The following is a 24,923-nucleotide window of genomic DNA, read 5'->3' on the forward strand; positions in this document are numbered from 1 at the left end:
TGGCAAGAGCTGTACCGGCAATTGGTAGGCCAGCTGTCCACGTTAGAAGGCAGAACCGTCTTCAGGGCAACGGCCTATTAAGTCGTCCATCAAGGGCGAAAGGCTCCTGCAACACCAACTCGTACAACCCAAGAGCCAGTTGCGGGTTCATCAACAAGTTCCAGCTATGTCGCGAGACACTGGAAGGGACCAGCACAAAGGGATGCTGGCTCAACAGATCAGCACCGAACCGTTGCTGGCTGCGGCTTGGGGTACCCGGTGCCAGCCAATTGGCGTTGGCAATGCTTTCAGGCTGCACCACATAAATCTTCGACGGGTCCAACACGAGGGCCTGCGTCAGGCAATGTGGCTTGCAATCCAGTGCTTCGAAATTCTTATGCACCGCCACCTCAAGGATGGCCGTAGATGCATCGAGGGCTGCATAAACTGTGGTCATCCCTTTAGGGTTCCAGCGCCCGCCCACCTTTTCAGCGCCCACGCCCGCATTCCAGGTGGAGGCATACTCAGCAGGATCAAGTCGCCAAAAATGAATCTCACTGCTTAAAGGGTCTTTAGCCATCAATAGACCCCGTATTCCATGCGCGTCAGAAAATCATTCACCAACTCATACCCGACTGAATTAGAAATCAGGTCGATAGGTGTCTCACCATCCAGACCCCGGGCAGGTTTGACCATCCACTGCTCGGCAAGCTCACGCGAACCCAGCACATCCGTGGCCTTTTCCAACACTTCGGCATAATTGAGCGCGCGCGTGCTTTGCTCCGGGGTCAGCGCTTCATTGGGTGTTTTCAACCGCCGCGCAAGCGTACGATCAGACGCCCCCACGATCTTCGACAACACACCGCTTTGCTTATATACAGTACTGTTTTCGATCATATTCAGCACCGACTGCAGCGAAAAACCGTTTTTAACGGCCCTATAAATATCCATACGATCATCGCTGATTTTTCCGGAGAGCAAGATCGAAACCATTTGAGGGGGGCGATGTGTAGCACTCATCCTCAGCACAGATTGCTCATTCATCGAAATCTTCATGTCTGCTTCACGCTCACGCAGTTCGGATTTTTTAATCCGACCGGCTCCATTGACAGTTTCTTCGACAACAACATCTTTTTTCTTGGCGCTCATGGCAACCTCCACCGCCCAGACATCTGGCATTGACTATAGTGCCAAATGGCAGAATGGCCAACCTGGATATGGTGGTTCGCAACGGTAGAACGAACGCCCATGGCCCACAAGTCGGCGCATTCTGGCGTAGTCGTAGGCAATGGCGCCGGGTTTTGTAGGTTTCAGGACGTAACCCTGAGGCACCGGGTTCAAGCTGATCTGCGAGCGGATTCGAATTGTTGTGGCGCGCTATACGCTCACGGATGGCCTTCATTTGCGCTGGCGGTGTGCCGGTTTCCCTGATGGTGGCGCGGTTCGCCCCCATCCCTCCGTCCCCCCTGGAGCTGCCGCAGGCTGCGATCCTTTGACCCTGCCCTCAAAAACAAGATCAAAAGATCGCAGCCTCGTTTCACTCGACAGCTCCTACAGTTCTGTCCTTTCCTTTTGCGCTAGGCCCCAGTGTCATCGCCCACGGCAGGCGTCGCAGCCGTGCCTGCCAAGAGCCCACCGTCGATATTGAACTCGCTGCCGGTGACATACGTCGCCTCATCCGAGGCCAGCAACAATGCCACCGCTGCAACCTCTTCGGGCATGCCGAACCGCCTGAGCGGTGTATCTTGAACCAGCGCATCCATTCGCGCCTGACGATCGGTGCCCGTGCCCAACATGGGCTCCCACATGGGTGTGAGGATGGCCGCTGGATGAATCGAGTTGCAGCGCACGGTGAGTCCTTGCTCAGCGCAGTACAGCGCCACCGTCTTGGTGTGATTACGCACAGCACCCTTGGACGACGCATAGGCCGCCGCTCCGGGAATGCCCACCAGGCCCGAACGAGAGGAGATGTTGATAATGGAACCGGTTCCGTGAGGCCGCATGGAGCGAATGGCGTACTTGCAACCCAGGAACACACCATCGAGATTGGTCTGGTGCACGGCGTGCCAGTCTTCCAGGCGCGCATGCTCCGGGTCATGCCGTACGGCGCCGTGCTCAAATCCGGTGATACCTGCATTGTTCACCAGGATGTCGAGCCTGCCGCGTTCCTCGAGGATTTGCGTCGTCACTCGCCGCCAATCTTCTTCGCGGCGCACATCAAGGCGCAGATAGCTGGCGCGATCACCGAGTGAATCTGCAAGGGTCTTGCCGAGCTCGTCATTGATATCGGTGACGTAGACAAAACAATCCTCTTGCGCGAAGAGTCGCACAATCGCTGCGCCAATCCCTTGGGCGGCACCGGTGACGATCGCGGTCTTGGAAGTGAGTTTACCGGTCATGAAAGCGGATGCCCCCACCTGGTTGCCAAATCGACCCCGAGTATAGACTGCCTCGGCAAACGCCACCCTGCTCACCGCCAACAGCGATATGCACTGCGCGCCTCTCCTGCAGGAGCGAGCTTGCTCGCGAAGAACTTCAGAGCGCCGCATTCACCCGGGAAGCACGCGCCTTCGTTGACGACCATCGCGAGCAAGCTCGCTCCTACATTGGATCTCTGTCGGCCGCAGGTTCGGCGTTCGCCGACAAGGGCAGATCTCGGGCAGGCTATAATCATTTGCTCGGGTCAATCCGGACGCCAATTCCCCCAAATATGCGACACAGTACAAAAAAGGGAGCGAAGGCCATGACAGTCAAGCGAATGGACAACGTGCTGATCGTTGTCGACGATCTCGAAGCGGTGAAGGCGTTTTTTATCGAGTTGGGCCTCGAGCTTGAGGGCCAGACCACCGTTGAAGGGCCTGCTATCGGCAAGCTCATAGGGCTTGAAAACGTGCGAGCCACCCTCGCGATGCTGCGCACTGCCGATGGGCAGGGAGTTGAACTTGACAAGTTCCACACGCCCGACGCAGTCAGGTTCGGGCCCGTGAATACGCCAGTGAACGCGCTGGGTCTTCGCCGCATCATGTTCGCCGTCGATGGCATCGATGCTGTCGTTGCGCGGATGCAGGCCCATGGCGCAGAAGTCATTGGCCAGATGCAGTACGAGGCATCGTACCGGCTCGCCTATATCCGTGGGCCCGAGGGCCTTATCGTCGGGCTGGCCGAGAAGTTAATGCCTGAATAAAGGATCGACCATGGATCTGATTTTTCTTGGCACATCCTCAGGCGTTCCCACCCGCAGTCGCAATGTGAGCGGCACAGCCCTTATCGAATCATCAGGCAAAGGCTGGTATCTGGTGGATTGCGGTGAAGCCACGCAACACCAGGTGATGCGCACCTCGCTGTCTTTGCACGAGCTGCGCGGGTGTTTCATCACCCATGTACATGGCGATCATTGCTTCGGCTTACCCGGTTTGTTGGCCAGTGCCGGCATGTCCGGTCGAGTCGAGCCCCTGGACATTGTATTGCCCGCTGCGCTTGAACCCTGGGTGCGCCTGAGCCTCGCCGTCAGCAAATCCTGGCTACCCTTCGAATTGCACCTGCATGCGAGCGAAACTTTCAGTGGCTGGCAAAACGGCAAGGTTCAGGTCAATACCGTTGCCCTCTCCCATCGTGTTCCCTGCCATGGCTATGTATTTGACGAAGCTGATCCCAATCCGCGCCTGGATATCCAACGCCTGGAAGCAGAAGGTATTCCCCGTGGCCCCCTGTGGGGCGAGTTGGCCCATGGACGCGAGATCGAGCACGCCGGACGAATATTTCATGCCGAGCAATACCTGCGCCCTTGGCGCCCCGCTCAGCGCTTTATCATCTGCGGCGATAACGATAGCCCTGAACTGCTGGCGCAAGTGGCCGCCGGCGCTAATGTGCTGGTCCATGAAGCGACCTTCACCCAGGCCCTGATCGATCACGCCCACGAGCATTACGGGCACAGCAGTGCCGCCGCCGTGGCGCGTTTTGCCGAGTCGGCAGGCATTCCCAACCTGGTGCTTACCCACTTCAGTGCGCGCTACCAGAACAATCCCGAGCGAAGTCCGTGCATCGAGGATGTACAACAGGAAGCGGCGGCGCACTTCACCGGCGAGCTGTTCCTGGCGCGGGATCTGCAGCGTTATCACCTTGACCGGGACGGCAGGTTGAACGTTGTCTTGGGCAGGTAACAAACCGATGTGTCTGCGTTTGATCAAATCGGTTGAACCTCGGCGAACCCGCGATCCTCGGATACTAAAACGCCCATAGGTGACGACATGGCAACCGAGGATACACTTCTGCGCCAGCGCAAAGTGCTCGCCACATTTGGCGAGCTGGCCTTGGCGTCAGATGACCTGGAGCACATTCTCAACGAGGCATGTCGTTTGGTCGGCGATGCCCTTCAAACCAACATGGCCAAATTCATGCTCCTGCAGGAAGACGGCATCACCTTCCTGGTGCGCAATGGTGTGGGCTGGGCACCCGATGTGGTCGGCAAAGTTCGGGTACAGGCCGACGAAGGGAGCCCGGAGCGGCATTCCCTGGACACCAACGGCCCGGTGATATCGACGGACATTTCCTCGGAAACGCGATTTCGCTATCACGACTTTCAAATAGCCAACGGGGTACAGGCATTCGTCAACGTGCTTGTCCTCGGCGCTGATGGAGAGCGCCCTTTCGGCATCTTTGAAGTCGATAGTCGGGTTCCCCGCGAGTTCACCGAAAGCGATATCGATTTTCTTCGGGGCTACAGCAACCTGCTTGGGGCAGTGTTGAAGCGCTTCAAAACCATGCTGTCCATGCATTTGACCGAGAAAAAACTGCGTGAAAGCGAGCGGCACTACCGCATAGCTGCCGAGCTCAATCCACTCTGGCCCTGGACGGCGGACACCCATGGCAACCTTATGTCCATTGATCAGCGCTGGTTTGAATACACCGGCCTGACCCCTGAGCAAACGTTAGGGCGTGAATGGGCCAATGCGGTTCACCCTGAAGACAAGGCGTCATTGATCCTGCTTTGGGATCAATCATTGACCACCTTGCAACCTTTCGACTCGCAAATTCGATTGCGCAAACACACGGCAGATTACCGATGGTTCAGAGTCCGCGCGCTGTGCAGTTTCGGCATCGACGGACGCTGCGAACAATGGTATGGCACCATTGACGACATCGACGATCGCGTTCAGTTGGAGAGCGCATTGCGTGACTGGAACGACCTACTCGAGGATCGCATCGTTCAACGCACCCAGCAGCTTGAAGCCGAACAACACGAACGCGCGATGGCCGAACTCAAGCTTCGGCAAAGTCAGAAAATGGAAGCGGTAGGCCAACTGACCGGCGGAATCGCCCATGATTTCAATAATCTGTTGGCTGGCATCATCGGTAACCTGGAGCTGATGCAACGGCGAATCGATGCTGCGCGCTACGAGGAATTGAACCGATACAACGCCATCGCCATGACCTCCGCCTCCCGCGCTGCCGCTTTGACGCAACGGCTGCTGGCATTTTCAAGGCAGCAATCACTCGATCCCGAACTGCTCGAACCTCGCAAGGTCGTGGCGGATCTGGAAGACATGATCCGGCGGTCAGTTGGCCCGAGCATCGCCGTGGAGTGTTCATTCAAGGCCAATGATCGTATCAAGTGCGATCTCAACCAGCTGGAAAATGCACTGCTCAATCTCGCGATCAACGCTCGGGATGCAATGCCCAACGGTGGCAGGCTGGATCTTCTGGTCGACCGCTGCGTCATTGATCCAGCGTCGTCATCCGACAAAATGATGCCGCCAGGATCCTATGTGAGCATATCCGTCACGGACTCTGGCACGGGCATCAATCCGGACATCCTGTCGCGTATTTTCGATCCGTTTTTCACCACAAAAAAAATTGGCGAAGGCACCGGGCTTGGCCTTTCGATGATTTATGGGTTTGCCCAGCAATCGGGGGGCCAGGTGCGCGTTCACAGCAAGGTCGGTGTGGGAACCTCTGTGACCCTGTATTTTCCCGTCGATGATTCACAGCCGGTCGAGATCGGGACCCGTTCGGACACCTCCCAAACCACGGAGACCACAGGTCACAACGAAATCATATTGTTGGTGGACGACGAAGCGGCCGTACGCCAAATGGCCTCTGAGCTTTTGAGCGAAACCGGATACCGCGTCGTGGAAGCGGTGGACAGTGTGTCCGCGATCAACCAGGCGGAAAAACTGGAACACCTGGATTTACTCCTGACCGATATCGGCTTGCCAGGCATGATGAACGGCATCAGCCTGGCCGCCGAACTCAAGCTCAAACACCCTCGGCTCAAGGTGCTCTTCATCACCGGTTTCGCGGGCGGCTCCAACCTGGTGTCGGTCGATGCAACCACGCGGGTCCTGGCCAAACCCTTCAGCTTGAATGAACTCAGTTCACGCGTGCATGCGCTGATTCGATCCTGAGGGAGTGGCAATACCTTAGATCTGGACGAGGTACCGGTTGCGGATGGAGGCCCTTGGAGCTCGACGTGAGCGAGCTTGGAACGCCGATCAGCCTTCCACTTTATCGACGTAAGACTCAAAGAACCAATCAGGGATTTCTTCGGTGCCGTACTCAAGACTGATCCCGTCAGTTACTTCCGCGAGTAGAACTGCGCTGGTACCAGAGTTATCAAAGATGTACGCCCGGTTGCTTACTGCAATGGCATCTGGAAGTAATGCTAGAGATTTGTGATACCGATCTCTCACCCTATCGGGAGCTACGGGATGACCACCCTCTCGCACCCTGATCTCCACACGCTTCTTTTTCGAGCTCATCTGCATTCACGTAGGTTTTAATTAGAGCGGGATCGATGACATCCTTGATCGTGCTCTTTCCTGAGCCGTTTGGCCCCGCAAAAACCCGGAGTCTAGGCACGACCAACTGCCGTTTTACCTTCTACGCGGCGCACTGTAATTACTTCACCCAATTTGACCTTGCGACGTGGCTTTGCTTTGGCAACAAAAACCTTGTTCCCATCCGGCGACACCCGCACCAAATCCCCAGAATCCACGCGAAGCACGCTACTGCTCACCAACAATGCACGGGCATAAGCAGTCATGGTAGCCATCTTGGCCAGGTCAGGCACCTCGCGCTCAAGAACGTCCATTTCTTGGTCCGAGAGCGTTTTAGTTGTCACAATCATCGGGAATCTCCGTACGAATTGTTGCTCTGGTACTTCCTGCTTAAATCATACCGCCTTTACGCGTTCACGACAGGAAAAAGGGACAAAGGACCTGATGGCAAAGCGGTTGCAGGATCATGCTTTACGAGCCACGGGGCATACAGGTGCGATTACTGTCTCCTTTTCATCTAGATCCGGATAGCAGGTAATTCTCGTTAGGTTGTAGGCAAAGTCCGAGAGATACGTGAGCTAGTCAACCTCTGCGCCTCCTCGGCAAGCCTGCGGCTCTGTCATGAATAGTCAAGCAACTGTCGTCAAATGCGAAGCGCCCCCGAATCGGGGGCTTTTTAATGGGGGTACTAAAAAGTCTCTGGCAATTGAGTCGACGGATCCCTCCGCGACCCCTGAGTCACGAGTTGCCTGGTACGCCAGGCAGGAGAATAACAATATGAAATCCGTGAAAAGCCTGCTGGCCGCCATCCCCCTCATGGCGCTGGCCATCGATGCTCATGCCTATGTATCGAGTCAGGAAGCCGCCCGTCTGGGCACCAGCCTGACGTCGGTGGGTGCCGAAAAGGCCGGCAATGCCGATGGCTCCATTCCGCCCTACAGCGGTGGCCTGACCACAGCCCCCGCCAGTTTCAAGGCCGGCGACAGCATGCGCCCTGACCCCTTTGCCCATGAAAAACCGTTGCTGGTGATCAACGGCAAGAACGTTGACGCCTACAAGGGCATGCTGACCGCCACCACCCTGGAGTTGGCCCGGCGCTACCCTGGTTTTCGCGTCGACGTGTACCCGACCCACCGCACGGCATCGCTGCCCCAGGCGGTCCTGGACAATAGCCGCACCAATGCCACCAACGCCAGGACCCTCAACGGCGGGACTGCCATCGACAATGTGATGCCCGGGGTGCCGTTCCCGATCCCGAAATCGGGCGCCGAGGCGATGTGGAACTTCCTGCTGCGCTACCAGGGTGTGAACATCCATTCCAAGTACGACTCCTGGAGCGTCGACACGGCAGGTGTACCGAGCCTGGCCGTCACCGGTGAGGCATTCGTCTCGTTTCCGATCTACGAGAACATGTCGAAGCCGTTCAACAGCTCGGACATTTATTATCAGTTGAAACTGTCCTATACCGGGCCTGCACGCCGCGCCGGTGAATCGATCATGCTCAAGAACGCGACCAATCCCACGGAATTTCCTGGCCGCGCCTGGCAGTACATGCCGGCACAGCGTCGGGTCAAACAGATTTCGATCCTGGCCTACGACACCCCCAACCCCGGCACCGCCCGAGCACTGGAGCTGTACGACTGGACGCTGGTCGGCAAGCGCGAAATGATCGTGCCCTACAACACCTACAAGCTCACCTACGCTCGCGACGCCAAATCGCTGACCACCCCCGATTTCATCTCCCCGGATTTCGTGCGCTGGGAAAAACACCGGGTCTACGTCGTGGAGGGCAACCTCAAGCCCGGTGCCAGGCACATCTACCAGAAGCGCCGTTTTTACCTCGATGAAGATACCTGGGCCGCGGTGGCGTCCGATCAGTACGACACCCGTGGCCAGCTGTATCGCGGTTCCTTCGCTTTCTTCAGCCAGAGCTATGACCAGCAAGTCCCGGATGCCACCCCTTTCATGACGTACGACCTGTCGCGTGGCACCTACAACATCAATGGCGTGGTCGGTCCCCATGGCGGCATCCGCTACATCGAGCCGCTGTCGACGGCGCAGTGGGTGCCGGAGTCCATGGCGGGGACCGGTATTCGCTAGGTTCGCGGTGAATCGTCCCCCTCTGTCGACCGCCGCCGAACCCTGTGGGAGCCAGCCTGCTGGCGATAAAGGTCACTTGGCGCCTGGAATACCATCGCCAGCAGGCTGGCTCCCACAGTGGATCGGGTACAGCCGCGAATACACCTGCTGAAAGCTTGACCGGGAACAGAGTATTTACAAGATCAAACGGATCGCCCGCCCAACCATTGATCAAGCTTGGGCCACATCCGCTTGACTGCGGCCGGCCCCGCCACCAGGCTGACATGACCGCCCGGCAGCATCAGTTCTTCCTTGTCGCGTGAACCTGCGCGGGCCACCAAAGGTGCGCGCAGTCCGGTGGTACTTCGAGCCCTACCCCACAGCAGCGAGCCGGCTCCCTACCTGTCAACGGTTTGCAAAAGCTTCCTGGAGTGTCTTTGCGCCCAGGTACGGGATCAGAACGTTCCCGTGCGCACCTCGCCACTGCGCACGTAACGGCCGATCAACACACCCCCGGGCGAGCAGGTCGAATGCTCCAGCGTGAACGCCGAGGCTTGCGCCTTGTCGTCGAACAGGCGCTTGCCGTGCCCGAGGACGACGGGGAAAGTCATCAGCCTAAGCTCGTCCACCAATCCGGCGGCCAGCAATTGGCGCACCAGCTCGGCGCTGCCTTGGGTCAACAGGTGGGCGCCGTCCTGTTGCTTGAGCGCGCGTATGGCGTCGACGAGGTTGCCCTGCAGTGCATGACTGTTGTGCCAATCCAGCGTATCGGGGCGATGGGTGGCCACGTGCTTGGGCACCGTGTTGAACAGGTCGGCGATGTAGTTGTGTGCCCCGCCGTTTATCCGTGGCCAGTAGGCCGCGAAGATGTCGTAGGTGCGACGTCCCAGCAGCAACTCGAATGGCTGTGAGAACAGGTCCTTAATAGCCTGGCCAGAGCTCTCGTCCGAATAAGGCACTATCCAGCCACCGAAACGAAATTCGCCGCTGGTGTCTTCATCCGGCCCGCCGGGTGCTTGAATAACGCCGTCGAGGCTGATGAAAGCGGCAACGATGAGTTTGCGCATGTTTTTCTCCTGATTAGTCCTCGTTCAGGGAACATCGACCCCAATGCATTCCCTGACCCATAGTCGAACGGGACTCTGCGAAATCGACAGCAGTTGCTCGTATTGCTTGCGCGACATACTGTTTTACCCCAACGCGATCGCAAGCGGTCAATGTCATCACTACAAACAATGGGGTCCATCTCGTGAGCAAAGCGTCTTATGTTCCGCCCAAGGTCTGGAAACACAACGCGCCGTCTGGCGGTCAGTTCGCCAGCATCAACCGCCCGGTTGCCGGCCCGACCCATGACAAGACGCTGCCGACCGGCAAGCATCCGTTGCAGCTGTATTCGCTGGCCACGCCCAATGGCGTGAAGGTGACCATCATGCTCGAGGAGCTGTTGGCGCTTGGGCATGCCGGTGCCGAGTACGACGCCTGGCTGATCCGCATCGGCGAGGGCGATCAGTTTTCCAGCGGCTTCGTCGAGATCAACCCGAACTCGAAGATCCCGGCACTGCTGGACCGCAGCGCCGAGCCGCCGATCCGCGTGTTCGAATCCGGTTCGATCCTGCTTTTCCTCGCGGAAAAGTTCGGCGCCTTCCTGCCCACCGACCTCGCTGGACGCACCGAAACCCTGAACTGGCTGTTCTGGCAAATGGGTTCGGCCCCCTACCTGGGCGGCGGCTTCGGGCATTTCTACGCCTACGCGCCGGAGAAATTCGAATACCCGATCAACCGCTTCACCATGGAGACCAAACGTCAGCTGGACGTTCTCGACCGTCGTCTTGCCGAGAGTCCCTACCTGGCCGGTGACTACTACACCATCGCCGACATCGCGGTCTGGCCCTGGTACGGCCAGTTGGTGCGCGACAACGTGTACTCGGCGGCCGAGTTTCTATCGGCCCACCAATACACCCACGTGCAGTGCTGGGCGGAAGAAATCGCCAAGCGGCCGGCGGTCATTCGTGGTCAGCGGGTCAATCGGACGTGGGGGGATGAGGCGACGCAGGTGCCTGAGCGGCATCAGGCGCAAGATTTGGGCTGAAGACCGTAGTTGGTTTCAGCCCTGCCCCGTGACGTCTCGACACCGGCTAAGCTTCTACGATTGAGCTTCTTTTCCTGAGGAGATCTTCGTGAGCAGCCTGCCCCTGTCCGAACTCGATGCCGCCCTGCCTGGCCTTGTGCGCAAGATTCGCGTGCTGGACGCCCTGTCCTGGCCGGATGGGGTCGAGGAAGCGTTCCTGGCGAGTTGGCGCGCCGGGCAGCCCGAGTTGCCCAGGGTCCAACTGCAACCGCGTGATCACAGCGCCGACATTGACGCGCTCGAAGGCTTTATCGACCGCTGCGATGTGGGCCATCCGGCCGGGCGCCACCTGGCCATGACTGCGCGCAGTTATGCCACGGCCGGGCACATGCTCGGTGCCATTGGCACGCCCGCCTTCACTCAGTATTCGTCGGCGCTGTACCGGCGCCCGGACTTCTCCTACCCGAATCTGAACCTGAGCATGCTGGACGCGGCGAACTTCTTCCTCAACACCACCGACGCCCTTATTGGCGGTGCGCGGATCCCGCCGAGCCCGGCGGAGATTCCGGCCGAAGCCTTCGCGGCCTGGATGCAGCCGGAACTGGACCGCTTCTTCGGCCCCGGCCGGATCACCGTGCTGCTCGATCCGACCTTGGCGGCCAAGGCAATCGCCGGCGCGAGCCGCATTCGCCTGCGGGCCAGCGCGCTGTTTTCCGAACTGGACAAGAACCAGCTGTTGCAGCACGAGGCGTTCGTGCATGTGGCCACGGCGCAGAACGGCGCGCTGCAATCGAACCTCAAGAGCCTTGGCCTGGGCGCGCCGCGTACCACCCAGACCCAGGAAGGCATCGCCACCCTGGCCGAGCTGTTCACCGGCAGCATGGACATCAACCGCCTGCGTCGCCTGGCCTTGCGCGTGCTCGCGGTGCAACAGGCGCTCGATGGTGCCGATTTCATCCAGGTGTTCGAAGGTTTTCTCGCTGCCGGCCAGACCCAGGAAGAGTCCTTCCGTTCGACCCAGCGGGTATTTCGCGGCGCCGACCTGCGCGGCGGTTCGGCGTTCACCAAGGACGCGGCCTACCTGACCGGTCTGCTCGGCGTGCACACCTTGCTGCGCATCGCCATCCGTGACAACCGGCCGGAGCTGGTCGGCTATCTGTTCGCCGGGCGCCTGAGCCTGGGGGACACCGTACGCCTGGCCCCGCTGTTCGAGTCCGGCTGGCTCCAGGCACCGGTCCATGTGCCGGCCTGGGCCCGCGACCTGCGCCTGCTCGCCGCCAACCTGGCGTTCTCGGCGTTTATCTCGCGAATCAAGCTGGATGTGCTTGATCTGGACGTGCTAATGGCCTTCGCCGATGGGCATGAAGCCGATGCCAGCGCCTAGGCGAATCTGCAGTCCAGGCATCACAAGGTAATGGGTTGGAGCGGATACAGCCGATCATCGAACTGACTCAAGCGTGGGTATTGGATGGGCTCATCCGCTTCGATATTTTCCAAGCGCTGGCGATAGCTGAGCAAAAATGCCTGTCGGTCTTCAGCGCTGATGTACGGCACGTGCCAGCCGACAAAAGGCGGCAGCACCTCCAGCCCGACATAGGCCAGCGTCCCGCGCAACAGCGGGCGCAACATGTCTTCCAGGGGACCATGGATGGCTTCCTCGCCGAACATGTGTTCACGCCCGCCCAAGGTCACCGTCACCAGGGCTTTCTTGCCGCTCAGGCCGCCTTGATCATAGAAGCGCTTGCCGCCGTAGCAGATGCCGGATACCAGCACCCGGTCAATCCAGCCCTTGAGAATCGCCGGCGTGGAGAACCAGTAGATCGGGAAATTGAGGATCAGCAGGTCCGCCCACAACAGTTTGTCCAGCTCCTGCTGGATATCGGCGGCGAGGGTCTGCTCCTTGCTGTTGCGTCGTTGCTCGAGGGCGTAGACCAGGTATTCGGGATTCTCCCTGACGCAGAAGTCCTCTGCACTGGCCACCGGGTTCCAGTTCATCGCGTAGAGGTCGGATACCCGGACTTGATGCCCTTGCGCCTGCAAGGTCTCGACCGCCTGGTCGCGCAGCGCCGCGGTAAAGGATTTCGGTTCGGGATGGGCATGCACGATTAAAACGTTCATGGGGGGGTCCTTGAAATGGGGTTGATGCGTTCGTCACGTCAGAATTGATCGGCATCGAGCAGGAACAGGCTCTCGCTACCGGCCCTGACCGCAGCGGCCAGGGAGTGGACCCGAGGCAACAGGCGAGCGAAGAAGAAGCGCGCAGTTCCCAGTTTGGTCCGGTAAAAAACATCCTGGTCCTGCTTTTGCAACGCGGTACGCGCCATCAGCGCCCACATGTAGGCGTAAGCGGTGTAGCCCAATACGTGCAGGTACTCGACTGACGCCGCACCGATTTCATTCGGGTTGGATGCCGCCCGATCCAGTAGCCATGCGGTCAGTTCGTCGAGGGTCTGCACAGCGTCGTTCAGCGGTTGGGTGAACTCCATCAGGTCAGCGCCGACCGAAGCGGTGAATTGCCGAATTTCGTCAGCGAACAGGTGGTAGTACGCCCCGCCACTGCCGAGTACTTTACGACCCAGCAGGTCGAGTGCCTGGATGCCATTGGTGCCTTCGTAGATCTGGGTAATGCGGCAGTCGCGGATCAGCTGTTCCTGGCCCCATTCACGGATAAAACCATGACCGCCGAAGATCTGCTGTCCATGCACCGTGGTTTCCAGCCCCATGTCGGTGAGGAACGCCTTGGCCACCGGCGTCAGCAGGACCACCAGTGCTTGCGCGCGTTGGCGGGTGGCGGCGTCTTCGCTGAATTTTGCGCTATCGAGTTGCAGGGCGACGTAGCTGGAGAACGCGCGGCCGCCTTCGTTCAACGCTTTCATGGTCAGCAACATGCGACGCACGTCCGGGTGCACGATGATCGGGTCGGCGAGCTTGTCCGGATCGGCCGGGCCGGTTGGCGCCCGGCTCTGGATTCGGTCGCGGGCGTATTCGACGGCGTTCTGATAGGAGCGTTCACCGAGGGACAGGCCCTGGATCCCGACGCCCAGGCGTTCATAGTTCATCATGGTGAACATCGCCGCCAGGCCCTTGTTCGGCGCATCGATGATGTAGCCGGTGGCGCCGTCGAAATTCATCACGCAGGTGGCCGAGGCCTTGATGCCCATCTTGTGCTCGATCGAGCCGCAGGACAGGCTGTTGCGCGCGCCCAACGCACCGTTGGCATCGACCAGGAATTTCGGTACCAGGAACAGCGAAATGCCTTTGGGTCCTGGCGGAGCATCCGGCAGCCTGGCCAACACCAGGTGAATGATGTTTTCAGTGAGGTCGTGCTCACCGCCAGTGATGAAGATCTTGGTGCCGCTGACCTTGTAGCTGCCGTCGGCTTGCGGCTCGGCCCTGGTGCGGATGATACCCAGGTCGGTACCGGCGTGTGGCTCGGTCAGGCACATGGAACCGGCCCAGACACCGGCGTACATGTTCGGCAGGTACGCAGCCTTCAGTTCTTCGCTGGCGTGGGCGTTGATCGACAGGCAGGCGCCAGCGGTCAGCATTGGATACAGGCCGAAAGACAGGTTGGCCGAGTTGAGCATTTCTTCGACCTGGGCGCAAATCACCTTGGGCATGCCCATGCCCCCGAACCGTTCGTCGCCACCGACGCTGGTCCAGCCGCCAGCGGCGTAGGTCTGGTAGGCCTCGGGGAAACCCTTGGGGGTCTGCACCGCGCCGTCGGCCCAGGAGCAGCCTTGTTCATCGCCGCTGCGGTTCAGCGGGGCAATGGTGCCGGCGATGACTTTGCCGGCTTCTTCGAGAATGGTGCTGGCGGTGTCTTCGTCCACCACATTGGCCAGGGCTGGCAGTTGCGCCCAAAGCCTGGAAACCTCGAACACTTCATTCAGAACAAAACGCATATCGCGCAGGGGTGCTTTGTAGTCAGCCATGATGAAATCGCTCGCTTGAAAATTGGACAATGCAGATTCAGGATTCGTTAGTGCCCGTATCGTAGTGAGGCTTGAGGCCGGTGACTTGACCCTGGACTCCCGCTTCCTGGCGGCGCCGATCGTCGTTCAAAAGGAAATACGACAGCGCCGGAATCAGGATCAGCGCCCCAAGCATGTTCCACAGGAACATGAAGGTCAGCAGAATGCCCATGTCGGCCTGGAACTTGATTGGCGACCAGACCCAGCACACTACGCCGGCGGCCAGGGTGATACCGACCAGCCCGACCACCCGGCCGGTGAAGGCCACGGCCTTGCGATAGGCCTCGGACAGCGACAGTCCCTGGCGCTGGTACTGCAGTTGCACGCTGAGCAGGTACAAGGCGTAGTCCACCCCGATCCCTACGCCCAGGGCAATCACGGGCAAGGTCGCCACCTTCACGCCGATGCCCATGGCCACCATCAAGGCTTCGCAAAGAATCGAGGTCAGCACCAGCGGCAGCAGCGCCACCAGCGTGGCGCGCCAACTGCGGAAGGTGATCAGGCAGAACAGCGTCACCGCCAGATAAACATAGAGCAGCATGGTGCGATTGGCCTCGCGTACCACGATGTTGGTGGCCGCTTCGATGCCGGCGTTGCCGGCGGCCAACAGGAACTGGCGATCCTCGCTGCTGTTTTCCCTGGCGAACTGCTCGGCGATCTCCACCACGGCGTCGAGGGTCTCGGCCTTGTGATCCTTGAGGTAGGCGATCACCGGCATCAGCGAGCAGTCAGTGTTGAACAGCTCCGGGGCGTTGACCGAGGCCTGTTGCGCGGCGTAGTTCAGCACGTTTTGATTGCGCTGGATGTTGTTGAGCTTGGGGTTGCCCTCAAAGGTGCCGGCGGTGATCTGGCGCACGGCATTGACCAGTGACACGGTGGTCTGCACCCCCGGGTGCTGCTGCAGCTTCCAGGCCAGGCGGTCGGCCAGGATCAGGGTCTTGTAGTCCAGGCAGCCTTCCGGCGCGGTCTTGATCATCACTGCGAACTGATCGCTGGATAGCGCGTAGTGGCTGGTGATGTAGGCGTTGTCGCGGTTGTAGCGCGACTCGGCACGCAACTCCGGTGCCCCGCTGTCGAGGTCGCCGATTTTCAGTTGCAGGCTGACCATGAAGCCGCCGATGCCCAGCAACACGGCGACCAGCACGGTGCCGGTGGCCCACTTGCGGGTGGTGAAGCGATCGAGCAGGTCCCAGAGTTTGCCGAAGCCTTTGTGGTGCTCGGCACGGGTGTCGATTTTCAGCGCGCGCTCGGCCGCCTTGCGCCCGACGCCGATATAGGACAGCGCCACCGGCATCAGCAGCAAGGAAGTAAAAATCAGCACCGCCACACCGATGCTGGCGGTGATCGCCAGGTCCTGGATCACCGGAATGTCGATCAGCATCAGCACGGCGAAGCCCACCGCATCGGCCAGCAACGCGGTGACGCCAGCGATGAACAGACGGCGAAACGTATAGCGCGCGGCGATCAGCTTGTGGGTGCCACGGGCGATGTCCTGCATGATCCCGTTCATCTTCTGCGCCGCGTGGGACACGCCGATGGCGAAGATCAAAAACGGCACCAGCACAGAATACGGGTCGATGGCATAACCCAGCCAGGCGACGATGCCCAACTGCCAGACCACCGCGATCAGCGAGCAGCCGACCACCAGCAAGGTGCTGCGCACGCAACGGGTGTAGGCGTAGATGATCAGCAGCGAGGTGACCACGGCCAGGCCGAAGAACATCATCACCTGGATCAGGCCGTCGATCAGGTCGCCCATCAATTTGGCGAAACCGATCACACGGATCTTGTATTGACCTTTGCCCTCCTCCCCGGCCTTGTGCACGGCGTCGCTGGCGAACTCGATCCTGTCGCGCAAGCGCTCTTCGAGCTGGCGGGAAAAGGCGTGGTAGTTGATGCCCTGGCCGGTGGCCGTGGCCTTGTCCAACAGCGGCACGATCAGCATGCTCGACTTGTAGTCGCTGGCCACCAGGCTGCCGACGATGCCGGCACGGTTGATGTTCTGGCGCAGTTGCTCGATGTCCGATGCAGAACCCTGATAACTGTCAGGCATCACCGTGCCGCCCTGGAAGCCTTGCTCGGTAACTTCGGTCCAGCGCACCGCCGAACTCCACAGCGATTTCATCCAGGCGCGGTCGACGCCCTGCATGAGAAACAGCTCGTCATTGACCTGCTTGAGGACCGTCAGGTAGTGCGGATCGAAGATGTCGCCCCGGGTGTTCTCCACCACCACCCGCACCGAGTTGCCCAGGCCGCGCAGCGACTGGCGGTTCTCCAGGTAATTCTGGATGTAGGGCTGGCTCTGCGGAATCATCTTTTCGAAGCTGGGGCGCAGTTCCAGGCGGGTCATGGCCATGTAGCCCAGGACCACGGTGGCCAGGGCCATGAGCAGCATGAACAGCGGTCGATGGTTGAACACCAGCCGTTCCAGCAGATTGCCGGAGCGCCGGTCGAAGTCCGGCAGTTCGCGGATCACCGGCAGGGTGTCTTGCTTCAAATTGCCCATGTCTGGGTACTCACTCTGGTTCTTATCGTTATTCGACGGGCAGCGTACGCACACCAAGACCGCCAACCAGCACCAGCGCACCATTGACGGCCAATGCGGCACCGGCCACCGGTGACTGTCGGGCTTGCGGCATCAGTTGCAGCGGGGCATTACCCCCTCGGCTCATGAGCATGTGCCCGGCCTGGGTGAACAGCCGGAAGCGGCCGTCGACGTCCAGCGTGGCAGCGGTGACGCTGACCTGCAGGTCATTGTCGAGCCGGGTCCAGCTGAGCCCGCCATCGGCGCTGCGATATACATGACCGCGCAGGCCATAGGCGAGTACTTCGCCGGGCTGGCCGACCACACCGAAAAAGCTGCCCTCATAAGGCGTCTGCAGTGCCATGAAACGCTGGCGGGCGTCATCCCATTTGAGCAGCAGGCCTTGTTCGCCGGCGATGTACAGCGCATCGCCGGTGGAGGTGATGGCGTTGAGGTGGAAACCTTGCGGGTTGTCGGTACGATCCTGGAATGGGGTCCAGGTCTGGCCGCCGTCTTCGGTGCGCAGGATCACGTTGAACACGCCGACCACATAGCCGACCTTGTCGTTGGCGAACCAGACGTCGAGCAGCGGTTTGTCGGCACCCTCCTCCATCAGCCGCTGGCCGTCGGCGGCCAACAGGGCCCATTGCTCGACCTGCGGCTCGGCCTTGGCCAGGGCGCTGTAGTGCTTGAGCATCAGCTCGCCGATCTGGCGGCCATCGAGTTGCCGGGTCCAGGTGACGCCGGCATCGCTGCTGTGCAACACCACGCCGTCATTGCCGACCGCCCAGCCCTGGGTTGCCGAAGGGAAACTCACCGCCGTGAGGTCAGAGCTGACCGGCACGTCGGCCTGCTGCCAGCGCAGGCCGGCGTCATCTGAATAAAGGATATGGCCACGCTGGCCCACTGTGACCAGGCGCTGCCCTGCCTGGGTCACCCCGAGCAAGGGGCTGCGCTGCACCAGTGCACTGGACTGCGCCGGCAGGTCCAGCACGTCAACGTAGGATGATGCCTGCGCGCCGCCCTGCAGCAATACCAGCAGCATCCCCAGCATCCCCAGCACCCGTGGCGCGATCTTCTTGTTACAGGAGCCCATGTTGCGCCCTCTTGGCAAAAAGGCGCCGGGTGGTACCTGGGTACGACCCGGCGCAAAAACTGCGCGATCAGCAATCGGCAGTAGCGGCGAAGCTGTCAGCGGATACCGGAACCCGCCAGCGATTCAGGAGACCACTGGGTCTTGCTCAGCGCCTCGCTGTACTTGATGCCGCCGTAGGGGCCTGGAAAGCCGACGGCGCTGTACGTGCCACCGACCAGGTCATAGCTCAGGTAAGGCGAGGCATCCGGCACTTGCTGGTCGTAGCTTTGGCTGAGGAAGGTGAAGACGCCGCGGTAGAGCTGGCCGTTCGCGTCGTATTGGTCGGATGCCAGGGCGACCCAGCTGTCCTCATCCAGGTAGAAGCGGCGCTTGGCGTAAATGTGCCGGGCGCCTGGCTTGAGGGTCGCCTCGACCACCCACACCCGGTGTTTTTCCCAGCGCACGAACTCGGGCGCCAAGTGGTTGGGGGTCATCATCGGCTTCAGATCGTTTTGATAGGTCACACGGTAAGTGTTGTACGGAACGATCATTTCCTGCTTGCCGACCAGCTTCCAGTCGAAGCGGTCCAGGGCACCGTTGAACACAAAGGAATCATCCCAGGTCGAGGCGCCCGCGCTGCCCGGGTTAGGCGTGTCGTAGGCCAGGCTCGGCGCCAGCTTCACGCGGCGCTGGCCCGGCAGGTATTGCCAGCCACGGCGCGGTTGCTCCAGCGGATTGACCGCATCGCGCACCAACACAGCCTCGCCGGCACGACGGGCAGGACCGGTGAAGGCCAGCTTGATCTGGTAATAGGTGTCTGCGGCGGCCAGCGGTTTGGCCAGGTCGTCATAGGCGGCATAGTTGATCTGGGCGATACCGGTGGTGGCCAGGCTGGCGACGCCGGCGGAGTCGACATTCCAGTTGTCGTACTTGGTCTGCAGGTTGACGCCCTGATAACGCAGCAAGTGGTTCCAGATCGCCTCGGCACCGGTCTTGGGGATCGGGAATGGAATGCCTGGCAGCGCATTTTCGATGGAATTGCCGCCTTCGGTGGAGCGTGCCGCCGTGGCATTTTTTACCGTATTGTCCAGCACGCCTTTAGGCAACGCGGCAGTGCGGTGGGTCGGGAAAACCTCGATTTTGAAGCTGGGATAACGTTTGGCCAGCTCGGCGGTCACCGCGGTCAGTTGGCCCTTGTACTGGTCGACGTTCTTGCCATCGATCACCAGCAGCGGCTTTTCGGCAGCGAAAGGGTCCGGGCGCAATTTGTCGCCCGCCTTGAAGCCGGCCGGGGGCGTGCTCAGGCCACCTTGATAGGCCGGAATGGAACCGTCGGCATTACCGGCTTTTTCGGCGCCGACCTGGGTCAACTGGTTACCCAGTTTGGCGGCTTCAGAGGCATCGACGGCGGCGTGGGCAGGCCCGGCAAGGGCCAGGGCCAGAGAAGCGGCCATCAGGGTATAGGCGAATTTCATCTTGTTGTTCTCCTGCTTTCGCGAGGCTGGGTGAATCAGAAGGTGGTTTTCAGGGTCAGGTAAACCGCGCCCCGGTCCTCGGTGGCACCGGAACCGGAGGCCGAGGCAAGACCGCCCGCATAGCAGGTGTACCGCTGCGTGCCATCAAGGGCGTTAGGGGTCGCACCATCGGTGGCGCCGTCGTTGCAGTCGGTGGTTTTGCCGAAGGCGTCGACGTACTTGAGGTCGACGTAGTACTTGTTGTAGATGGCCGCGCTCACCCCGACCGCATAGTTGCCGGCATCTTGCGCACCGCCCGCTACCACAGGCGAAACACCGTCGATACCGACGTTGACCGACATTGGCGCGCTCAGGTCCACACCGGGAAACACCTGGTACCAGGTCGGCGTGAAGTTGACGGCGATGCCCCAGTTGTCGCGGGTCGGCTTGTCGACACCGCGATAGGTGTCTTCGCCCTTGTAGAGCGCCTTGTTCTTGCTATCGAGGCTCAACAGGTTGCTGTAATACAGCTCGCCCAACAGGGTCGCCGAATCGAACAGCGGCGTGTCGGCGATGGCGACCAGGCCGTTGATGGTCCAGTGCAGTGTGTCGCCCGTGGCGGCCAGGCTGTCACCGTCGCGTGGCACATCGGTGATCACGCCGGTACCCGGATTACGCGCCGGCAGCAAGCCAAGCCCGGCCTGCAAGCCGCCAGGCCCTGCGGCGCTGATGATTGCCGGAATGCTGGCCAGCGGCATGTTGTGGCGAATGTTCAAATCACTGCCGATGCTGACGCCGCCCACTTCCTTGGACAGGCTCAGGCCGTAGATGTCGATGTCATCGCCATAAGCGAATTCATAGGAGGTCGTGCCGATCGAGTTGCGCAGTCCCGCCACTCCCCCGACACTGGTCAAGCCTCGGGTGTCGAGAACAGCTTGCGGGAGGATGTCCGAAGTCTTGCGATAGTAGGCACCCAGGGTTCCGTCCAGCCACTCGGGCGACCATTTGAGCATCAGGCCCCAGTCCCCGCGGTTGTCCGGGGTGTAGTCATGCCCGCGTCGAACGGTGGTCAGCGTGCCGTTCGGCCCCGCCAGTCCCGCACCGCCGGTATGCCCCAGGAGGAATGACTGAGCGCCGAAGCCCACCACGTCGGACCCACTGTAGAAGGTCCCGGCCTCAGGCAAGCGCGCGCCTTCCCAATCGAGGAAATACTGGGCGCCGAAGGTCAGTTCGGGGTTGAGGGTAAAGGTCGTGGAGATCTGGTTGCGTGGAACGAACAGCTCCTTGGCTTCGGTACCGGGCGATGCGGCCGCCTTTGCCAGGTCGAGGGACGCCTGGCCATAGCTCAGCGAATGCACCGGACTGAGTACCGTCTCGCCCCAGAACACGTTGTGCTGGCCAGCCTTGATACTGAGCTGGGAATCGTCGCCCACCTGGGTGTTGTAGAACACGAAGGCATCGAGCACTTCACCGGACGGCCCGTTGTAGTAGCGCTGGGCATAGTTGCTCAGGTGCGGGCTGCCAAACACGGCCGGCGCGCCTGGACGACCGCCAAACCCGGCGATCGAAGAATAATCGTCGTTGCCATTGGGGAACGGGTTGGCGTTCGAGCCGGTATTTTCATATGCCTTGTCGTACCAGCTCGCCGTGCTGACACGAAAACCGGTCTTGTTCTGGTAGACCACATCCAGCTCGGTCAGCAGGTCGACACGGTTGGTGATGTTGGTGCCGGATTTGCGGAAGTTGTAATCACCGTCGTTACTGTTGGGCGTACCCAGGATGCGCGTGTCGGCACTTTCCGTCCGCACGCCATAGTTGTACTTGACGGTGTTGTCGAAACGGACCGACCAGTCCTCGCTACCGGTATCCAGCTCGAAAGCGTGGGCAGCCGGCAGGCTCGTGGCCAGGATAGCCGTGGCGAGCAATTGGCGTCGCGCAGACAGGAGATTGCGACTCTTCATCGGGTGATACACCTTTATTGTTTTTGTTGTGGCTTGAGGTCAGCCATGGCGGCTAACGACGTGTAATTGGGGTCGTGCTACGGGTGGGGTTAGCGCTGATCCCGGAATTCACTTTAAGAAAATCGCTGTGAACCGGATTGACTTGCCGGGGCATGGGTTTGACATTTCGGGACGCCGGACAGGCGGTCGTTAAAACCGGTCAGGCCGGCCGGTCGCCCCATCATCGAGCGGCATTCGCAAGACCTGTGGGAGCGGGCTTGCCCGCGAAGAGGCCATCACAGCCGACATTGATGGTGACTGGCCCATCGCATTCGCGGGCAAGCCCGCTCCCACAGTGGATGGGATACAGCCGCGAGAGATTGGCTGGCTGTCAGGACGCCTTCGCCGGCAAGCCGGCTCCTACAGTTGATTGGGGACAGTCGCGAGAGATTGGTTGGCTGTCAGGACGCCTTCGCCGGCAAGCCGGCTCCTACAGTTGATTGGGGACAGCCGCGAGAGATTGGCTGGCTGTCAGGACGCCTTCGCCGGCAAGCCGGCTCCTACAGTTGATTGGGGACAGTCGCGAGAGATTGGCTGGCTGTCAGGACGCCTTCGCCGGCAAGCCGGCTCCTACAGTTGATTGGGGACAGCCGCGAGAGATTGGTTGGCTGTCAGGACGCCTTCGCCGGCAAGCCGGCTCCTACAGTTGATTGGGGACAGTCGCGAGAGATTGGTTGGCTGTCAGGACGCCTTCGCCGGCAAGCCGGCTCCTACAGTGGGACATCGAGCGGTCAGGTGAAGGAATCGCTGGCGAGCTGTTTGTTGCGGTTGCGCCATTCCCGTGGTGCACAGCCGAATTCGGCGCAGAACCAGCGCGTGAATGAGGTGGGAACCGTATAACCGAGCATCATCCCCACACGCTGCAGGGAATAGTTGCGGTTTTCCATGTAGCGCAGCGCCAGTTCGCGACGTACCGCGTTGAGCAACGCGGAAAATGTCAGGCCTTCTTCGTCGAGTTCCCGTTGCAGGGTTCGCACACTGACCGCTTGGGCGTAAGCCACCTGATGGATAGTGGCGCGTCCAACCGGCATCAACAGATAGATCGCCTTGCGCACGTCGAAAATCACCGAGCGTTCGTTGGCGCCTGCCATCGAGTCCATGAACTGACGGGCATAGCCGGCCATCGCCAGGTCGGCCTGTGGGTTGAGTTGATCGATGTCCTCCTTACTGCAAAAGATGCCATCGAATTCGGCGTCGAACACCACCCGGCAGCGGAAGAATCGCGTGTGTTCATGCGCACTTGCCGGCGCTTCATGGCTGAAATGAACACTCTGCGGATTCCACTGGTTGCCCATGACCGACTTGCACGTACGGTGCAGGATACCAATGGCCAGTTCGGTGGCTTGACGCTTGGGCATGCCCGCCTCTGCCATGATCTCCTCGCGGATCAGCACCATATTGCCCGTGGTCTCCAGGTTCATGGCCAGCGTCCGGTTGAGCAGGTGCCGATACTCGATACTGGTCAGCAACATGTCCCGTAGCGTGCGCTGATGGCTGAGCAGCAAACTGACCACTCCGATATCCGACATGCGCCGCGCTTGTGCCATGCGCAAGCCAAAGGTCGGGCACGCTGAACGCTCGGCGGAATTCTCCAGCAGCCTGAGCGCCGCATCCAGCGGCAGCAAGGATTCCGGGTCGTCGAGCAGGGTTGGCAGCAAGCCGACGTCACGCAGCATCTCGCCCGGATTCAAAGCCAGAGTCTGCGCCACCTCGATGTAGTGCTTGAGCGTTGCGGCTCTTACGAACGCGTCCATCTCATCTCCCCTGCCTGATGTTTACCGCCTGCGATCGATTATATGGCACCGATTGCCAGCACCGCGGTTCCTGGCACGAAATGAAAGCTTTTTGGCATGACATGAGAAGTTTGCAGCGGTCAGCTGGCCCAGAGTGAAAGCCATAAACCCGCGTCACAAAAACAACAACAGATTGGAGTCATGCATGAACTTTCTCGACGGATCCCTGCACCCCGAAAATCAACAGAAGCTCGTCATCACCGTTGCTCCCTACGCGCCGGAGTGGATGCCTTCGGACTTCCCGGAAGACATCCCCGTCACCATGGCAGAGCAGGTGCAAATGGCTGTCGATTGCTACAACGCCGGCGCTACTGTGCTTCACCTGCATGTCCGTGAGCTCGATGGTAAAGGCTCCAAGCGACTGTCCAAGTTCAATGAACTGATCGCCGGCGTACGAGAAGCGGTACCGGACATGATCATTCAGGTCGGTGGCTCGATTTCCTTCGCCCCGGAAGGTGATAGCGACGTCGCCAAATGGCTCTCCGATGACACCCGCCACATGCTTGCCGAACTCTCGCCCAAGCCCGACCAGGTGACGATTGCCATCAACAGCAACCAGATGAACATCGTCGAGCAAATGTGCGAGGCCGATCTTGCCGGCACCAGCATTGCCACACCAGAGATCTATCGCGCCTACCGCGAAATGACCATTCCGGCCGGCCCGGAATGGGTTGAAGAGCACATCAAGCGCCTCTCGGCAGCTGGCATTCAGACGCAATTCCAGCTCGGCAACATCCCCTCGTTCGAAACAGTCGAGCGCATGATGCGCCGTGGCGTCTGCAACGTGCCGTTGGTCCTGACCTGGGTGGCGATTGGTGGTGGCTCGGACGCGCCCAACCTCTACAACCTGGCGAACTTCGTGCGTGCCTGTCCGGACGGTGCCGTGCTGACTCTGGAAACCGCCATGCTCAATGTCTTGCCGCTGAACGTGATGGCGATTGCCATGGGCATGCATGTGCGTTGCGGCACCGAGGACAACCTTTGGACCCAGGGCCGTGATCGCAAGATGAGCAACGTCGAGCAGATCGAGCAACTGGTGCGCATTTCCCGGGAAATGGGTCGTGAAGTGGCCAATGGCAAAGAAGCCCGCGAGATCTACAAGATCGGCACGTTCTACAAGGACGCCGACGAGACGCTGGCCGAGAACGGCTTTGCGCCGAACCGTCAATCCGGTCAGAAAGGCTTTACCCAATTCGGCTGA

General features: G+C 60.2%; 19 protein-coding genes. 7 read left to right on the plus strand and 12 right to left on the minus strand.

Going from position 1 to position 24,923, the window contains the following annotated elements:
* Window positions 1-61: 61 nt before the first annotated feature.
* From NPS56_RS14990 to NPS56_RS15000, 3 genes are all read right to left on the minus strand, one after another.
* Entirely contained in the window at window positions 62-559 is a 498-nt protein-coding gene (locus NPS56_RS14990; RefSeq protein ID WP_274075306.1) for an RES family NAD+ phosphorylase, read from the minus strand.
* On the minus strand, window positions 559-1,128 hold the full coding sequence (gene parS, locus NPS56_RS14995; RefSeq protein WP_274075307.1) for a type II RES/Xre toxin-antitoxin system antitoxin: 570 nt from the start codon (window positions 1,126-1,128) through the stop codon (window positions 559-561). Before parS ends, NPS56_RS14990 begins: the two co-directional genes overlap by 1 nt.
* Window positions 1,129-1,556: 428 nt before the next feature.
* The gene (locus NPS56_RS15000) at window positions 1,557-2,378 is read right to left on the minus strand and encodes an SDR family oxidoreductase (RefSeq protein WP_274075308.1); all 822 of its coding nucleotides are present in this window, start codon (window positions 2,376-2,378) and stop codon (window positions 1,557-1,559) included.
* Window positions 2,379-2,722: 344 nt separating this feature from the next.
* Between NPS56_RS15000 and NPS56_RS15005 the strand changes: the two genes are divergently transcribed.
* The 3 genes from NPS56_RS15005 (at window position 2,723) to NPS56_RS15015 (ending at window position 6,383) form a co-directional block, all read left to right on the plus strand.
* The gene (locus NPS56_RS15005) at window positions 2,723-3,163 is read left to right on the plus strand and encodes a VOC family protein (RefSeq protein WP_274075309.1); all 441 of its coding nucleotides are present in this window, start codon (window positions 2,723-2,725) and stop codon (window positions 3,161-3,163) included.
* 10 nt (window positions 3,164-3,173) lie between these two features.
* The gene (locus NPS56_RS15010) at window positions 3,174-4,139 is read left to right on the plus strand and encodes a ribonuclease Z (protein ID WP_274075310.1); all 966 of its coding nucleotides are present in this window, start codon (window positions 3,174-3,176) and stop codon (window positions 4,137-4,139) included.
* Window positions 4,140-4,226: 87 nt separating this feature from the next.
* Window positions 4,227-6,383, plus strand: a complete 2,157-nt coding sequence (locus tag NPS56_RS15015; RefSeq protein WP_274075311.1) for an ATP-binding protein — start codon at window positions 4,227-4,229, stop codon at window positions 6,381-6,383.
* A gap of 446 nt (window positions 6,384-6,829) precedes the next feature.
* Here the strand turns inward: NPS56_RS15015 and NPS56_RS15025 are convergent, their stop codons facing one another.
* Window positions 6,830-7,105: a hypothetical protein gene (locus tag NPS56_RS15025; protein ID WP_274075312.1), complete on the minus strand. Its 276-nt coding sequence runs from the start codon at window positions 7,103-7,105 to the stop codon at window positions 6,830-6,832.
* 427 nt (window positions 7,106-7,532) lie between these two features.
* On the opposite strand from NPS56_RS15025, the gene NPS56_RS15030 reads away from it, so the two are divergent.
* Window positions 7,533-8,855, plus strand: coding sequence for a DUF1329 domain-containing protein (locus tag NPS56_RS15030; RefSeq protein ID WP_274075313.1), 1,323 nt, complete (start codon window positions 7,533-7,535; stop codon window positions 8,853-8,855).
* A 434-nt stretch (window positions 8,856-9,289) separates the two neighbouring features.
* Here NPS56_RS15030 and NPS56_RS15035 read toward each other — a convergent pair whose 3' ends face one another.
* A complete protein-coding gene (locus tag NPS56_RS15035) occupies window positions 9,290-9,901 on the minus strand; it encodes a dihydrofolate reductase family protein (RefSeq protein ID WP_274075314.1) in 612 nt (203 codons plus the stop codon).
* Between the two features lie 182 nt (window positions 9,902-10,083).
* Here NPS56_RS15035 and yghU point away from each other — a divergent pair, with 182 nt between their 5' ends.
* Window positions 10,084-10,923: a glutathione-dependent disulfide-bond oxidoreductase gene (yghU, locus tag NPS56_RS15040; RefSeq protein ID WP_274075315.1), complete on the plus strand. Its 840-nt coding sequence runs from the start codon at window positions 10,084-10,086 to the stop codon at window positions 10,921-10,923.
* Between the two features lie 88 nt (window positions 10,924-11,011).
* Window positions 11,012-12,286: a flavohemoglobin expression-modulating QEGLA motif protein gene (locus tag NPS56_RS15045; protein WP_274075316.1), complete on the plus strand. Its 1,275-nt coding sequence runs from the start codon at window positions 11,012-11,014 to the stop codon at window positions 12,284-12,286.
* Window positions 12,287-12,306: 20 nt separating this feature from the next.
* Here the strand turns inward: NPS56_RS15045 and NPS56_RS15050 are convergent, their stop codons facing one another.
* From NPS56_RS15050 to NPS56_RS15080, 7 genes are all read right to left on the minus strand, one after another.
* Window positions 12,307-13,020 carry an NAD(P)H-dependent oxidoreductase gene (locus NPS56_RS15050; RefSeq protein ID WP_274075317.1) on the minus strand — a complete coding sequence of 238 codons (714 nt, stop codon included), beginning with the start codon at window positions 13,018-13,020 and terminating at the stop codon, window positions 12,307-12,309.
* Window positions 13,021-13,058: 38 nt separating this feature from the next.
* Window positions 13,059-14,837 carry an acyl-CoA dehydrogenase C-terminal domain-containing protein gene (locus NPS56_RS15055; protein ID WP_274075318.1) on the minus strand — a complete coding sequence of 593 codons (1,779 nt, stop codon included), beginning with the start codon at window positions 14,835-14,837 and terminating at the stop codon, window positions 13,059-13,061.
* Window positions 14,838-14,874: 37 nt separating this feature from the next.
* Window positions 14,875-17,382 (minus strand): efflux RND transporter permease subunit, encoded by a 2,508-nt coding sequence (locus NPS56_RS15060; protein ID WP_337994659.1) that lies wholly within the window; start codon window positions 17,380-17,382, stop codon window positions 14,875-14,877.
* A 28-nt stretch (window positions 17,383-17,410) separates the two neighbouring features.
* Complete coding sequence (locus tag NPS56_RS15065) at window positions 17,411-18,496, minus strand: WD40/YVTN/BNR-like repeat-containing protein (RefSeq protein WP_274075319.1); 1,086 nt, start codon at window positions 18,494-18,496, stop codon at window positions 17,411-17,413.
* A gap of 95 nt (window positions 18,497-18,591) precedes the next feature.
* The gene (locus tag NPS56_RS15070) at window positions 18,592-19,950 is read right to left on the minus strand and encodes a DUF1329 domain-containing protein (protein WP_274075320.1); all 1,359 of its coding nucleotides are present in this window, start codon (window positions 19,948-19,950) and stop codon (window positions 18,592-18,594) included.
* A 35-nt stretch (window positions 19,951-19,985) separates the two neighbouring features.
* Window positions 19,986-21,890, minus strand: coding sequence for a DUF1302 domain-containing protein (locus NPS56_RS15075; protein WP_274075321.1), 1,905 nt, complete (start codon window positions 21,888-21,890; stop codon window positions 19,986-19,988).
* A 770-nt stretch (window positions 21,891-22,660) separates the two neighbouring features.
* A complete protein-coding gene (locus NPS56_RS15080; protein WP_274075322.1) occupies window positions 22,661-23,683 on the minus strand; it encodes an AraC family transcriptional regulator in 1,023 nt (340 codons plus the stop codon).
* A 184-nt stretch (window positions 23,684-23,867) separates the two neighbouring features.
* Here NPS56_RS15080 and NPS56_RS15085 point away from each other — a divergent pair, with 184 nt between their 5' ends.
* Entirely contained in the window at window positions 23,868-24,923 is a 1,056-nt protein-coding gene (locus NPS56_RS15085; protein ID WP_274075323.1) for a 3-keto-5-aminohexanoate cleavage protein, read from the plus strand.

Origin of the sequence: Pseudomonas putida (assembly GCF_028682635.1) — a bacterium.
GTDB lineage: Bacteria > Pseudomonadota > Gammaproteobacteria > Pseudomonadales > Pseudomonadaceae > Aquipseudomonas > Aquipseudomonas putida_AE.